The following is a 12,639-nucleotide window of genomic DNA, read 5'->3' as shown; positions in this document are numbered from 1 at the left end:
CTCCTTGGTGGGCGCGGGCGCGGTGTCGACGAATGGATGTGCCGACACCGGTCGGGGTTCCCCCGCCGCTTTGTCGCACGTGGCCGCTCCGCCATACTTGGCCGATGCATAACCTCGACGAGACCGAGTCCGACGACGCCGGCGCCCTGCTCGGTGCCGACGGCCCGTTCGCGCGCGAACTGCCGGACTTCGCGCCGCGGCTCGCCCAGCAGGTAATGGCGCGGGCGGTGCAGCAGGCGATCGTCGGGCGCGACACGCTGGTCGCCGAGGCCGGCACCGGCACCGGCAAGACCTACGCCTACCTGGTGCCGGCGCTGCGGTCGGGAGAGCGGGTGATCATCTCCACCGGCACCAAGGCGCTGCAGGACCAGCTCTACTTCCGCGACCTGCCGAAGGTGCGCTCGGTGCTCGGCGCGCGCCTGAAGACGGCGCTGCTGAAAGGCCGCGCGAATTACCTATGCCTGTACCGGCTCGAGCAGACCGTGCGCGAGGGCGCCAGCCTCGATCGCGCGCAGGCGGCGCAGCTGGCGACGATCCGTGCGTGGTCCGCACGCACCCGCCGCGGCGATCGCATGGAGCTGGCCGAGGTACCGGAAGAATCGCCGCTGTGGCCGCGCGTCACCTCCACCGCGGAAAACTGCCTCGGCGTGGAGTGCCCGTTCTACGACGACTGCCACGTGTTCAAGGCGCGCCGCGAGGCGATGGAGGCGGACGTGGTGGTGGTCAACCATCACCTGCTGTTCGCCGACCTCGCGCTGAAGCAGGAGGGCTTCGGCGAGATCCTGCCCGGCGCGGCCGCCTTCATCCTCGACGAGGCGCACCAGATTCCCGAACTGGCCGGCCAGTTCTTCTCGCAGAGCGTCAGCGCGCGCCAACTCACCGACATGGCGCAGGACACGCTGACCGAATGCAGCGGCGTCACCGGCGCGATCGGGTTGCTGCTGGAACCGGTCGAAGCGCTGCAGAACGCGCTGCGCAAGCTGCGCCTGGCAATGGATCCGTTGCCCTCGCGTGGTGCGTTCGCGCTGCTGGAGGATCGCGCCGAGGTGCGCGCCGCGCTGCACGAGCTGGGCGAACTGCTGGCGACGCTGGCCGAACTGCTTGCCTCGCAGGCCGAGCGCTCGCGCGGCCTTGCCAACCTGCATGAGCGCGCCGAACTGTTCGCCGAGCGGCTGCAGCGCGTCGTCGAAACGCACGGCGACCAGGACGTGCGCTGGTATGAAACCTTCCCGCGCGGCTTCGCGCTGTACGCCACGCCGCTGGATCTGGCCGCGCCGATGCGCGGCCTGCGCGAGCGCACCCAGGCGGCGTGGATCCACACCTCGGCCACGCTGTCGGTGGCCGGCAACTTCGATCATTTCGCGCGCCAGCTCGGCCTCGACGAGCCGCGGACGCTCTGCCTGGACAGTCCGTTCGACTACGCCCGCCAGGCGCTGTGCTACCTGCCGTCGGGATTGCCCGATCCGAACGCGCGCGACTACACCGAGCGGGTGATCGAGGCGGTGCTGCCGGTGCTGCACGCCTCCCGCGGCCGCGCCTTCCTGTTGTTCACCTCGCACCGCGCGCTGCGCCGCGCCGCCGAGTTGCTGCAGGACAAGGCGCCGTGGCCGCTGTTCGTGCAGGGCAGCGCGCCGCGGCCGCGGCTGCTAGAGGAGTTCCGCGCCAGCGGCCACGGCGTGCTGCTCGGTGCGGCCAGTTTCTGGGAAGGCGTCGATGTGGTCGGCGAGGCGCTCAGCGTGGTGGTGATCGACAAGCTGCCGTTCGCCGCGCCCGACGATCCGGTGCTGATGGCGCGCCTCGCCGCGCTGGAACAATCCGGCATCAATCCGTTCATGGGCTGGCAGGTGCCCAGCGCGGTGATCGCGCTGAAGCAGGGCGCCGGCCGCCTGATCCGCAGCGTGCACGACCGCGGCGTGCTGGTGCTGTGCGACCCGCGCCTCACCGGCAAGGGTTACGGCAAGCTGTTCCTCGCCAGCGTGCCGCCGATGCCGCGCACGCGCGAGCTGGCGGATGTGCAAGCATTCTTCGATGATGCGTAGGAGCCCGCTCGCGGGCGATGCTGCTGATCTTGCGAATCCCGAATCCCAGCTTTCAAAGCATCGCCCGCGAGCGGGCTCCTGCCATCCAACAAGCGCGAGGCAACCATGGCCAAGGTCACCGGACTGGGCGGCATCTTCTTCAAGTCACGTGACCCCGCTGCACTGTCGGCGTGGTACGCGAAACACCTCGGCCTCGCCGCCGAGGAATGGGGCGGCGCCCGTTTCGACGAAAACGAACAACGCCCCGGCTACATGCTGTGGTCGCCGTTCGCCGCCGACACCGGCTACTTCGGCCCCAGCGCGCAGCCGTACATGATCAACTTCCGCGTCGACGACCTCGACGCGCTGCTGGCGCAGTTGCGCACCGCTGGCGTCGAAGTGGACGAGCGCGTCGAGCAAAGCGAGTTCGGCTGCTTCGGCTGGATCGTCGACCCCGAAGGCACGCGCATCGAGCTGTGGCAGCCGCCGGCGTAGCGACGCGATTTCGCCGGTCGTGAGGCTGGCTCAAGCCACCGCGACCTCGACCGTCACGTGCACCAGCTCTTCGTGGATGGCCAACTCCCGGCGGACATCCTCCGCGCGGATGGCCGAGCTGGCGACCAGTCCGAGGATGCAGGCGTAGCTGTCGCGGCCGACGCGCCAGACGTGCAGGTCGCTGACCGCCGCCGTGGTGAAGCGCTGCCGCACCACGTCGCGGATTTCCTCCACCACCGGCTGGTCCATCTCGGCGTCCAGCAGGATCCGGCCGGATTCGCGCAGCAGCCCCCAGGCCCAGCGCGCCACCAGCACCGAACCCACGATGCCCATCGCCGGATCGAGCCACGCCGCGCCGTAAAGCTTGCCGCCGACCAGCGCGACGATGGCGAGCACCGAGGTGGCCGCGTCCGCGATGACGTGCAGGTAGGCCGCGCGCAGGTTCACGTCGTGGTGACGGTGGCCGGCATGCCCGTGCCCATGGGCATGCCCGTGATCGGGTCCATGCGCGTGCCCGTGCTCGTGGGGGTGTTCCCCCTTCAGCAGCCATGCGCACAGCAGGTTGACGCCCAGGCCGAGCACCGCGATCAGGATGGCGTCGTCGTACTGGATCGCCGCGGGCACGAACAGCCGTTCCAGCGACTGCACCATCATCAGTGCGGCGACCACGGCCAGCAACAGGGCGCTGCTGTAGCCGCCGAGAATTTCGATCTTCCAGGTGCCGAAGGCGAAGCGGCCGTCCTTCGCGTAGCGCCGGGCCAGCACGTAGGCCATGACGGACAGCCCCATTGCCAGCGCATGCGAGCTCATGTGCCAGCCGTCGGCCAGCAGGGCCATCGAGTTCAGCCAGTAGCCGCCCACGATCTCCACCACCATCATCGCCGCCGTGATGAACACCACGTGCCGGGTGTTGCGCTCCGCCTTCGCGTCGATGTGGTTGAACTGGTGGCTGTGGATGAACGGGGCGATGTCGGGAGCGGGCATGGTGCGTTCTCGGGTCGTATACTACCCCGCAGTATACGACCGACGGGCCGCCGCCATGTCCCACGTGCAGGAAAACCGCCGGAAACTGGTTGCCCGCGTGCGCCGCATCGGCGGCCAGCTGGCCTCGCTCGAACGTGCCATCGAAGGCGACGAGGAGTGCGGCGCGGTGCTGCAGCAGCTCGCCGCCGTGCGCGGCGCAGTCAACGGCCTGATCCTGCAGGTGATGGAAGGCCACCTGCGCGCCCACGTGGCCGGGAACGGCAACGCGAAACAGCAGGACGAGCTGCTGCCGGTGCTCGCCGTGCTGAGGAGCTACCTCAAGTAGCGGGTGCTCTACACTGCCGTCGGTATGCGGTGTGGCTGGAACATCATGGGGGTCTGATCAAACGCCACCCAACCGAACCGGTCGCATAGGCTCTGCACGAGCGACGAATAGTCCGAGCGGAGAGAGCAGCGCAGGGCAAGCGAGCGCGTGGATCCCTCGCGCGGCAGGCCGCATGGCTGGCCTCCAGGCTGGGCATGGAGCGGGGCAACGCGGCTACGAAGGCGGCAATGCCCTGAGCCAAACCCGAGGAACGGCAGCAGGATCCGGGTCAGGAACGGAGTCAAGTTCACTCTAGCCAGGCGAGAAGTCAGCCTGACTCCGCTATCGACCCTGTTATCGCAGATGCTCGCTGGAAACCCAGGCACGAACCCGGAAGACCAGGCATGCCCGTTGAACGAGGCGATCACGTCATCAACTGGTTCCAGGCCGGCGGGCAGCACTACGCGAGGTTCCGCCCGGAACACCCACCCGCCCTGGCCGCCTTCCTGGCGGCGGCCTCGCCCGGCACCTGTTTCGCCGTCGATGTCGGTGGCGGCTCCGGCCAGCTGGGCGCGCATTTCGACAGCGTGCTCGGCCTCGATCCCAGCGCCGACCAGATCGTGCATAAGCCCGTCAGCGAACCTGTGCGGTATGCTCAGGCACCCGCCGAACACCTGCCGGTGTCCGACCGCAGCACGAGCCTGGTGGCGGCCGCGCAGGCCGCGCACTGGTTCGACCTTCCCGCGTTTTACGCCGAGGTCAGGCGCATCGCGCGGGCAGGCGCCGTGCTGGCCCTCGTCAGTTACGGCGTGCCGAAGCTGGACGAGGAACTGGACGAGCGCTTCGCGCATTTTTACCGGAGCGAGATCGGTCCTTTCTGGCCACCGGAGCGACAGCGGGTCGACCATGGCTACGCGGACCTCGATTTTCCCTTCGCGGAGTTCGCGCCGCCCGCGATGGCGATGCGCAAGGCGTGGTCGCTCGCCGAGCTCGTCGGCTACGCCTCGACCTGGTCGGCCGTGAAGCACGCCGTGAAGCAAGGCCACGGCCAAGTGATCGAGTGTTTCGTGATGGATCTGGCCACCCGCTGGGGCGACCCGGAAACGAGGCGGTCGGTGACCTGGCCGATCAACATGCGCACGGGCATCGTCTGAGTCCGGACGGGCCATGGGCGCCGCGCTCAACCGGGCGCGCGGCGGACAGTCCACCCCGGCTCCGCCAGCGCCTCCACCAGAAAATCCACCAGCCGCCGTGTCTTGATCGGCAGATGCTTGCGCGAGGGATACACCGCATGGATGCCGAGCGTCATCGCGCGCCAGGTCGGCATCAGTTCGACCAGGTCGCCGCGGCGCAGGTCGTCGGCGACGATGAAGTCCGGCTGCAGGATGATGCCCTGGTGCTCCAGTGCGGCGGCGCGGCAGGTGTCGCCGTTGTTGGCGTGGATGCGCGCGTGGGTGCGCACCACGGCGGGACCGCCGTCGGGTGCGATGAAGGTCCATTCGTCCCCGGCGGCGAAGTAGCTGTAGGAGATGACCTCGTGCTGCGCCAGCTCCTGCGGGTGCTGCGGCGTGCCGTGCCTGGCCAGGTAGGGCGGTGACGCGCACGCGATCATGCGCGTCGAGGCGAGTTGCCGGCTGACCAGCTGCGAGCTGGGCAGGTTGGTGATGCGCACGGCCAGGTCGTAACCCTCTTCGACCAGGTCGACGACGCGGTCGCTGAGTTCGATGTCCAGCGACACCTTCGGGTACAGCCGCGCGAAGCGCGGCCACAGCGGAGCCAGCTGCAGGATGCCGAAGCTGAGCGGTGCATTGATGCGCAGCCGCCCGCTGGGCTCGCCGCTGCGCGAGCTGATTTCCGATTCCGCCTCGTCGATCGCGGCCAGCATCTCCTTCGCGCGGGCGAAGAACAGCTGGCCGTCGTCGGTCAGCGACAGCCACCGCGTAGTCCGCTGCAGCAGGCGCGCACCCAGGCGCTGTTCGAGCTCGGCGACGTGGCGCGACACCGCCGCCTTGGACAGGCCGCTCGCCTCCGCGGCGCCGACGAAGCTGCCGGCCTCGACCACGGCGACGAAGCTGGCCATTTCCTGGAATTTGTCCACGGCGCCTTCCTTTTGTATCGAATTACGAGACAGTCAGTCAATTAAGCGACAGTTTATCCACATCCAGTAGGTCAATAGAGTACTCCCCATGCCCGGATGCCCCGGGCACCCCACGGAGACCTCCATGAACATCACCCTGATCGGCACCGGCAACATGGGCTCGGCCCTTGCCAAGCAACTCACCCGCGCCGGCCACGCCGTGCGCATCACCGCACGCGACCCGGCCAAGGCGCAGGCGCTGGCCGCCGCCAACCCCGGCGCGGTGGCGGCGGCACCGGCCGACGCGCTGGCCGGTTCGGATGTCGTCATCGTGGCCACCGGTTACGCCGATGCGGTGCCGGCGCTGCGCTCGCTGGGTTCGCTGGCGGGCAAGGTGGTCATCGACATCACCAATCCGCTGACTGCCGACTACATGGGCCTCACCCTCGGCCACGACACCTCGGCCGCCGAGGAGATCGCCAAGGCCTTGCCCGAAGCCGAGGTGGTCAAGGCGTTCAACACGCTGTTCGCGCAGGTACTGGCCGACGGCCCGCAGTTTGCCGACGGCCAGGTGGCTCCCGCGTTCTTCGCCGGCGACAGCGAACGGGCGAAGCAGACTGCGAAGGCACTGATCGAAAGCCTCGGTTTCGCGGCGATCGATGCCGGCCCGCTGAAGAACGCGCGCTATCTCGAGCCGCTGGCCGCGCTGAACATCTATCTCGGCTACGGCGCCGGTCTCGGCACCTCGATCGCGCCGACCTGGATCCGCAAGGCCTGACCTGTCCACTCACTCCACTTCCAAGGAATCCCCATGAACGCTCCACTCACGCTGTTCGGCCGCGTCGGCCTCTCGCTCATCTTCATCATTTCCGGCTGGGGCAAGATCGCCGCTTACGCCGGCACCCAGCAGTACATGGCATCCGCCGGCCTGCCGGGCAGCCTGCTGCCGCTGGTGATCGCGCTCGAACTCGGCGGCGGCCTGGCCGTGCTCACTGGTGCATTCACGCGCTGGATCGCGCTGGCGCTCGCCGTGTTCTCGCTCGCCAGCGCCGCGCTGTTCCATGCCCATCTCGGCGACGCGGCACAGGCGATCAACTTCTGGAAGAACGTGGCGATGGCCGGCGGCTTCCTGATGCTCGCCGCCCAGGGTGCCGGCACGCTCAGCCTCGATCATCTGCGGAGCAAGCGCCGCAACGCCTGACTTTCACCGTGCCGTTCGATGCAGCGGGCGCAGCCGCGCCCGCTGCCCTTTTCAGGAATCGCCATGACCGCTCCCTCGATCTTCATCTCCCACGGCTCGCCGATGTTCGCGCTGGAACCGGGCCGGCTCGGCCCGAACCTGCGTGCCATCGGCCAGTCGCTGCATGGCATTACGGCCGTGCTGGTCGTGTCGCCGCACTGGCAGACCCGCGGCGTGCGCGTCGGCGCCAGCGCCGCACCGGAGACGATCCACGACTTCGGCGGCTTCCCGCCGCCGCTGTATCAACTGCAGTACCCCGTGCCGGGCACGCCGGCGCTGGCACAGGACGCCGCGCGCCTGCTCGCGCAGGCCGGTTTCGAGGTGGCGCTCGACGAACGCCGCGGCCTCGATCACGGCGCGTGGGTACCGCTGCGCTACCTGTTTCCGCAGGCCGACATGCCGGTGTTCCAGGTCTCGCTGCCGCAGCACATCGATGCGGCCGGCGCGTTGCGGCTGGGCCAGGCGCTGGCGCCGCTGCGCGAGTGCGGCGTGCTGGTGGTCGGCTCGGGCAGCCTCACCCACAACCTGTACGAATTCCGCCAGGCCATCCGCAACCCCGAGTACGCGCAGCAATTCGTCGACTGGGTTCGTGATGCGGTGACCGCGCGCGATATTGAGGCGCTGGTCGACTACCGCCACCGCGCGCCGCATGCCGAGCGCGCGCACCCGACCGAGGAACACTACCTGCCGCTGCTGGTGGCCGCGGGCGCCAGCTTCGGCACGGACGCGACGCGCCTGGTCGAAGGCGGCATGACCTACGGTGTGCTGTCGATGGATTCGTTCGCGTTCGGCCTGCCGGACGCGGCCCATACCCCGCAGGAGCCTGCCGCATGAAGACCTTGTCACCACTCTCGGTCGATCCCGCCTTTGCGCTGGCGTTCCGCACGCTGCAACCGCTGCCGGCCAGGCCGACGTCGCTGCTGGTGCTGCTGCACGGCGTGGGCGGCAACGAGGGCAACCTCGCCGCGCTCGGCGCCGAGGCCGGCGGCGACACCCTGGTGGTGCTGCCGCGCGGCCCGATCGCGCTGGGGCCGCAGGCGTTCGGCTGGTTCCGCGTCGCCTTCAGCAGCAGCGGCCCGCAGATCGTGGCGAGCGAGGCCGACGCCAGCCGTCGCACGTTGATCGACTTCATCGGGCAACTGCAGCAGGCGCACGGCATCGACGCGGCGCACACCGTCGTCGCCGGTTTCAGCCAGGGCGGCATCCTCAGCGCCAGCGTGGCATTGACCGCGCCCGAACGTGTCGCCGCATTCGCCGTGCTGGCTGGCCGGATCCTGCCGGAACTCGAAGCGCAGCTCGCCGACGCGCCGCGCCTGTCCACGCTGCGCGGCTACATCGCGCATGGCACGCACGACGACAAGCTGCCGGTGGGCTGGGCGCAGCGGGCCAGCGACTGGCTCACTCGTCTCGGCGTCGCGCACGAGACGAAGCGCTATCCGGCCGGGCACGAACTGGGCGCGGCGATGCGCGCCGATTTCCTCGCCTGGCTGGCCCGCGACGACCAGCGCTGGAACCGGCCCGCCGCGGGGCAATAAGCCGGGCCGGGCAAGAACCTCCACCGTCCCGCGTGGCGGCATGCGTGGCGTGCAGACAGGCCATGGTCGCCCGGCTGCCCGCGTTTCGCCCGCACCTGCCCGCTGCCGCGCCGCGGGCGCTGCTGTGATCGGCACTCCGGATCAAGGGAGGGCTGCGAACATGGGCAAGTGGACACAGAGCGTGACCGCCAAGGTGCTGGGCATCGGCGTGCTGGCGTTGCTGATGACGATCCCGCTGCTGCAGGTGCGCGAGCTGGTGGGCGAGCGGCAGCAGTTGCGCGAGGGGGCGATCACCCAGATCGCGCAGGGCTGGGGCGGCCAGCAGGTGCTGGGCGGCCCGGTGCTGGTGGTGCCGACGCTGCGCCAGGTGGCGCCGGATGGGCAGGCGGCGCCGCGCTGGCAGGCGGGCAGCGAGAGCGTGCTGGCCGACGCGCTGAAGCTGGACGTGGCGATGGCAGTGGAGACGCGCAGCTACAGCATCTACGCGGCGCCGGTGTTCGTCGCCACGGTGAAGCTCGGTGCGCAATTCCGCGCGCAGGACATCGCCCAGTATCGCCGCGCCAGCAATGCGACGTGGCAGGGCGGCAAGGCCGAGCTGCGGCTGCCGGTCGGCGACCTGCGCGGCCTGCAGGAGGTCACTGAGCTGCGCATCAACGGCCAGCCGGCACGCTTCGAATCGTCGGCCGACCGGCTCGGCAGCTGGCCGAACGTGGTGGTGCCGATCGACCTGGATGCGCTGGGCGAGCAGCCGATCGACGTGCAGATCGGCCTGAAGCTGGCCGGCACCGAGGCGCTGCAACTGCTGCCGCTGGCGCGCAGCACCGACGTGACGATACGCGCGCCGTGGCGTGATCCCAGCTTCGTCGGCGCGGCGCTGCCGCTGGCGCGCAGCATCGACGGCCATGGCTTCAGCGCGCACTGGCATCTGCTCGACCTCAACCGCAGCTACGGTCAGCATTGGAGCGATGATGACAACATGCAGCCGGCGCTGCAGGCGTCGACCTTCGGCGTGCAGCTGTACCAGCCGGTCGACGTGTATCAGCGCAACGTGCGCGCGGGGAAATACGGGCTGCTGTTCATCGCGATGACCTTCGTGGCGTTCTTCCTGTTCGAGGTGCTCAAGCGGCTGCGCGTGCACCCGGTGCAGTACCTGCTGGTGGGCGCGGCGTTGGCCACGTTCTACGTGGTGCTGCTGGCGCTGTCCGAGCAGATCGGTTTCGGTCCGGCCTACGCGCTGGCCGCCGCTGCGGTGGCCGTGCTGGTGGGCGGTTACGCGATGGCGGTGTTGCGTGCGCGGCGCGCCGGACTGCTTCTGGGCGGTGTGCTGGGGCTGATCTACGCGATGCTGTACGGGCTGATCGCGGCCGAGCAGTACGCGCTGCTGATCGGCGCGCTGGTGCTGCTGGCGATGGTTGCGCTGATGATGTACCTGACCCGCCGCATCGACTGGTACGCGTACGTAACGACGTCATCCGAACCGACCGAGCCGCCAGCCGCTATCATGGAGCGATCATGAACCTGCTCGCGATCGAAACCGCCACCGAAGCCTGCTCCGTCGCCCTGATCCACGGCGACGAACTGATCGCCCGCAGCGAGATCGCGCCGCGCCGGCACACCGAGCTGGTGTTGCCGATGGCCGACGCATTGCTGGCCGAAGCCGGCATCGGCCGCCATGCGCTGGACGCGATCGCAGTGGGCCGCGGCCCCGGCGCGTTCACTGGCGTGCGCCTGGCCGTCTCGCTGGCGCAGGGCATGGCGCTGGCGCTGGACCTGCCGGTGATCACTGTCTCCTCGCTGGCCGCACTGGCGCTGGAAGCGCCGGAGGAAGCGGGCACCGCCATCCTCGCCGTGATCGACGCGCGCATGGGAGAGATCTACGCCGCCTGCTACCGCCGCGACGACGGCGGCGGTCTGCTCGCGCTGGACGAGGAACGCATCTGCACCGCCGAGACGCTGGTGTTGCCCGAAGCCGGCGCCTGGCAGGTCGTCGGCAGCGGCTGGGCCAGCTACGCCACCGCGCTGTCGCAGCGCCTCACCGGCACCTTGCATTCCGCCGACGGCCTGCGCTACCCGCAGGCCGCGCACGTTGCCGAATTGGCGCTGCGCGAGTTCGAGGCGGGTCATACGCAGGCACCGGAACTGGCCTTGCCGGTCTATCTGCGCGACAAGGTGGCGTTGACACTGGTGGAGCAGGGCAAGGCTTGAGCCATCTGTCGGTTTCGATTCCGAGCTGGTAGCGAAGCCGAATACGTGTCGGGGCAGATGATCCTGGACTGTCGGAACGGGGCGTATGCAAGTCAGGTATCAGTATCGATGTGATGTCGAATACTTCAGGGCCGTGATTGATCGGCAGTATCGGCAAGGCCTTTGGCTATTCAGGCTGCCCGTTCAGTTCGGCGTGATCGGCTTGGCATGCGCAACGGCTTTTGCCGCAAGAGCCGACACTTCCATGGCATCGCGGGCCGGGTTGTTCGTCATGATCCTCGGCCTGGTCGCCGCGGTTGGAGTCTGGGCGACCAAACAGAGCCTCATGATGAAATTTCGACGCAAGCCCGGTTTTGGGGCCGCGGTGGCAGTGTCGATTTCGGATGCCGGTGTCGAAGTGGATGGCAACCAGTCCCGGTCGAAGCTGGAATGGTCAACCTATCCTGCCGCCGTCCGCTTCAACGACGGAATCCTGCTGAAAAGACCGCACTCCATAAGGTGGTTGCCGGATTCGGCAATTGTCGATGGCAGTGCGGCAGAAGCCACGAAACTGGTTGCTTCGAAGACCTGTCTTCGCCAGGTTCGATAGTCGCGGTTGTTGTCGGGCACATCCAGCTTGGCGGCTGCCTACGGCCTGGCAGCACGTATTCCGGGGATGCTGCGCCGCGTGCAGCATCCCCGGCGAAGCATCAAAGCCTCCCGATCACCAACTGCACTGCCAGGCTGCTGACCGACACCGCCGCCCACACGCCCAGCCCCAGCAGGATCGGCCGAGCGCCGCTGGACACCATTCGGCGCAGGTTCGCCGACAGGCCGATCGCGGTGAGCGCCACGATGATCAGGAATTCGGCCAGCATGTGCAGCGCGGGCTGGATCGCGACAGGGATCAGGCCGGCGGTGCGCACGGCCGAGGCGACCAGGAACCACAGGATGAACCACGGGAAGATGCGGCGCAGGCTGAAGTCGGCGGCGCCGTGCTTCTTTTCGCGCGCGGCCACCGCGAAGGCCAGCACCAGGCAGACCGGGATGATCAGCGTGGCACGGGTCAGCTTGACGATGGTGGCGTAGTCGCCGGCGGCGTGGCTGTAGCTGTAGCCGGCGGCGACCACCGAGGAGGTGTCGTTGATCGCGGTACCGGCCCACAGGCCGAAACCCAGGTCGGACAGGTGCAGCAGGTGGCCGAGCGGCGGGAACAGCAGCACCGCGACCAGGTTGAACAGGAAGATGGTCGAGATCGCGAATGCGGTGTCGTGCTCGTCGGGCTTGATGATCGGCGTCACCGCGGCGATCGCCGAGCCGCCGCAGATCGCGGTGCCGACGCCGATCAGCACCATCAGCTTGTCGTGCACGCCGAGCCAGCGGCCGAGCCCCCACGCGGCGAGAAAGGCCACGCTCATCGTCACCAGGGTCACCGACAAGGATTCGAGGCCGGTCTTCGCCACCTGGTCGAGGCTGAGCCCGAAGCCCAGCGCGATGATCGACCACTGCAGCACCTTCTTGCCGGCGAACGCGATGCCCGGGTTGAAGCGTTCGCCCGGCGACAGCAGGTTGCGCACCAGGATGCCGAGCACGATGCCGATCACCGGCCCGCCGATCAGCGGCGCCAGGCGCCCCAGCCACAGCGCCAGCAGGCCGATCGCCAGCGCCAGCAGCAGGCCGGGCGTGCGTTGCCTGAGCAGCGAAGAAGGAGTGGGCAGGGTCGAGGTGTTCATGCGTGGGCTCCGGCAATCGCGCCATTGTCCGCCCGCATGGCGATCAGGAAAATTTGGAATATATGATCG

General features: G+C 68.8%; 14 protein-coding genes. 11 read left to right on the top strand and 3 right to left on the bottom strand.

Annotation, left to right across the window (positions count from 1 at the left end; all coding sequences use genetic code 11):
- The first annotated feature begins 104 nt into the window (after positions 1 to 104).
- Positions 105 to 2,039: an ATP-dependent DNA helicase gene (locus RHOOR92_RS0116065; RefSeq protein WP_027490708.1), complete on the top strand. Its 1,935-nt coding sequence runs from the start codon at positions 105 to 107 to the stop codon at positions 2,037 to 2,039.
- A 105-nt stretch (positions 2,040 to 2,144) separates the two neighbouring features.
- Entirely contained in the window at positions 2,145 to 2,513 is a 369-nt protein-coding gene (locus tag RHOOR92_RS0116060) for a VOC family protein (protein ID WP_027490707.1), read from the top strand.
- Positions 2,514 to 2,543: 30 nt separating this feature from the next.
- Here RHOOR92_RS0116060 and dmeF read toward each other — a convergent pair whose 3' ends face one another.
- Positions 2,544 to 3,497 carry a CDF family Co(II)/Ni(II) efflux transporter DmeF gene (gene dmeF, locus RHOOR92_RS0116055; protein WP_027490706.1) on the bottom strand — a complete coding sequence of 318 codons (954 nt, stop codon included), beginning with the start codon at positions 3,495 to 3,497 and terminating at the stop codon, positions 2,544 to 2,546.
- A gap of 55 nt (positions 3,498 to 3,552) precedes the next feature.
- Here dmeF and RHOOR92_RS0116050 point away from each other — a divergent pair, with 55 nt between their 5' ends.
- Both RHOOR92_RS0116050 and RHOOR92_RS0116045 read left to right on the top strand, forming a co-directional pair.
- Entirely contained in the window at positions 3,553 to 3,822 is a 270-nt protein-coding gene (locus tag RHOOR92_RS0116050; protein ID WP_007511623.1) for a metal/formaldehyde-sensitive transcriptional repressor, read from the top strand.
- Positions 3,823 to 4,205: 383 nt separating this feature from the next.
- Positions 4,206 to 4,955, top strand: coding sequence for a methyltransferase domain-containing protein (locus RHOOR92_RS0116045; RefSeq protein ID WP_027490705.1), 750 nt, complete (start codon positions 4,206 to 4,208; stop codon positions 4,953 to 4,955).
- A gap of 26 nt (positions 4,956 to 4,981) precedes the next feature.
- Here the strand turns inward: RHOOR92_RS0116045 and RHOOR92_RS0116040 are convergent, their stop codons facing one another.
- Positions 4,982 to 5,899 carry a LysR family transcriptional regulator gene (locus RHOOR92_RS0116040; RefSeq protein WP_027490704.1) on the bottom strand — a complete coding sequence of 306 codons (918 nt, stop codon included), beginning with the start codon at positions 5,897 to 5,899 and terminating at the stop codon, positions 4,982 to 4,984.
- Positions 5,900 to 6,023: 124 nt separating this feature from the next.
- Between RHOOR92_RS0116040 and RHOOR92_RS0116035 the strand changes: the two genes are divergently transcribed.
- From RHOOR92_RS0116035 to RHOOR92_RS19735, 7 genes are all read left to right on the top strand, one after another.
- Positions 6,024 to 6,656 carry an NAD(P)-binding domain-containing protein gene (locus tag RHOOR92_RS0116035; RefSeq protein WP_027490703.1) on the top strand — a complete coding sequence of 211 codons (633 nt, stop codon included), beginning with the start codon at positions 6,024 to 6,026 and terminating at the stop codon, positions 6,654 to 6,656.
- Positions 6,657 to 6,689: 33 nt separating this feature from the next.
- Positions 6,690 to 7,079, top strand: coding sequence for a DoxX family protein (locus RHOOR92_RS0116030; RefSeq protein ID WP_027490702.1), 390 nt, complete (start codon positions 6,690 to 6,692; stop codon positions 7,077 to 7,079).
- 63 nt (positions 7,080 to 7,142) lie between these two features.
- Positions 7,143 to 7,952: a class III extradiol ring-cleavage dioxygenase gene (locus tag RHOOR92_RS0116025; protein WP_027490701.1), complete on the top strand. Its 810-nt coding sequence runs from the start codon at positions 7,143 to 7,145 to the stop codon at positions 7,950 to 7,952.
- Entirely contained in the window at positions 7,949 to 8,653 is a 705-nt protein-coding gene (locus RHOOR92_RS0116020) for an alpha/beta fold hydrolase (protein WP_027490700.1), read from the top strand. Before RHOOR92_RS0116025 ends, RHOOR92_RS0116020 begins: the two co-directional genes overlap by 4 nt.
- 160 nt (positions 8,654 to 8,813) lie before the next feature.
- Positions 8,814 to 10,169, top strand: coding sequence for a cell envelope integrity protein CreD (creD, locus tag RHOOR92_RS0116015; protein ID WP_027490699.1), 1,356 nt, complete (start codon positions 8,814 to 8,816; stop codon positions 10,167 to 10,169).
- Positions 10,166 to 10,858 (top strand): tRNA (adenosine(37)-N6)-threonylcarbamoyltransferase complex dimerization subunit type 1 TsaB, encoded by a 693-nt coding sequence (gene tsaB / locus RHOOR92_RS0116010; protein ID WP_015448618.1) that lies wholly within the window; start codon positions 10,166 to 10,168, stop codon positions 10,856 to 10,858. The genes creD and tsaB overlap by 4 nt, the downstream gene beginning before the upstream one ends.
- Before the next feature lie 271 nt (positions 10,859 to 11,129).
- Complete coding sequence (locus RHOOR92_RS19735) at positions 11,130 to 11,447, top strand: hypothetical protein (protein WP_155950260.1); 318 nt, start codon at positions 11,130 to 11,132, stop codon at positions 11,445 to 11,447.
- Positions 11,448 to 11,547: 100 nt separating this feature from the next.
- Here the strand turns inward: RHOOR92_RS19735 and RHOOR92_RS0116000 are convergent, their stop codons facing one another.
- A complete protein-coding gene (locus tag RHOOR92_RS0116000) occupies positions 11,548 to 12,570 on the bottom strand; it encodes a YeiH family protein (RefSeq protein WP_027490697.1) in 1,023 nt (340 codons plus the stop codon).
- Between the last annotated feature and the right edge of the window lie 69 nt (positions 12,571 to 12,639).

This window comes from Rhodanobacter sp. OR92, assembly GCF_000427545.1.
In the GTDB taxonomy this organism is placed as follows: domain Bacteria; phylum Pseudomonadota; class Gammaproteobacteria; order Xanthomonadales; family Rhodanobacteraceae; genus Rhodanobacter; species Rhodanobacter denitrificans.
The sequence above is the reverse complement of the archived record's forward strand: the minus strand, read 5'-3'. Positions and strand labels throughout refer to the sequence as shown.

Excerpts from the sequence above, each read along its gene's own strand:
- RHOOR92_RS0116065 (WP_027490708.1), top strand. The coding sequence starts at position 105 with ATGCATAACCTCGACGAGACCGAGTCCGACGACGCCGGCGCCCTGCTC.
- RHOOR92_RS0116060 (WP_027490707.1), top strand. The coding sequence starts at position 2,145 with ATGGCCAAGGTCACCGGACTGGGCGGCATCTTCTTCAAGTCACGTGAC.
- dmeF (WP_027490706.1), bottom strand. The coding sequence starts at position 3,497 with ATGCCCGCTCCCGACATCGCCCCGTTCATCCACAGCCACCAGTTCAAC.
- RHOOR92_RS0116050 (WP_007511623.1), top strand. The coding sequence starts at position 3,553 with ATGTCCCACGTGCAGGAAAACCGCCGGAAACTGGTTGCCCGCGTGCGC.
- RHOOR92_RS0116045 (WP_027490705.1), top strand. The coding sequence starts at position 4,206 with ATGCCCGTTGAACGAGGCGATCACGTCATCAACTGGTTCCAGGCCGGC.
- RHOOR92_RS0116035 (WP_027490703.1), top strand. The coding sequence starts at position 6,024 with ATGAACATCACCCTGATCGGCACCGGCAACATGGGCTCGGCCCTTGCC.
- RHOOR92_RS0116030 (WP_027490702.1), top strand. The coding sequence starts at position 6,690 with ATGAACGCTCCACTCACGCTGTTCGGCCGCGTCGGCCTCTCGCTCATC.
- RHOOR92_RS0116025 (WP_027490701.1), top strand. The coding sequence starts at position 7,143 with ATGACCGCTCCCTCGATCTTCATCTCCCACGGCTCGCCGATGTTCGCG.
- RHOOR92_RS0116020 (WP_027490700.1), top strand. The coding sequence starts at position 7,949 with ATGAAGACCTTGTCACCACTCTCGGTCGATCCCGCCTTTGCGCTGGCG.
- creD (WP_027490699.1), top strand. The coding sequence starts at position 8,814 with ATGGGCAAGTGGACACAGAGCGTGACCGCCAAGGTGCTGGGCATCGGC.
- tsaB (WP_015448618.1), top strand. The coding sequence starts at position 10,166 with ATGAACCTGCTCGCGATCGAAACCGCCACCGAAGCCTGCTCCGTCGCC.
- RHOOR92_RS19735 (WP_155950260.1), top strand. The coding sequence starts at position 11,130 with ATGATCCTCGGCCTGGTCGCCGCGGTTGGAGTCTGGGCGACCAAACAG.
- RHOOR92_RS0116000 (WP_027490697.1), bottom strand. The coding sequence starts at position 12,570 with ATGAACACCTCGACCCTGCCCACTCCTTCTTCGCTGCTCAGGCAACGC.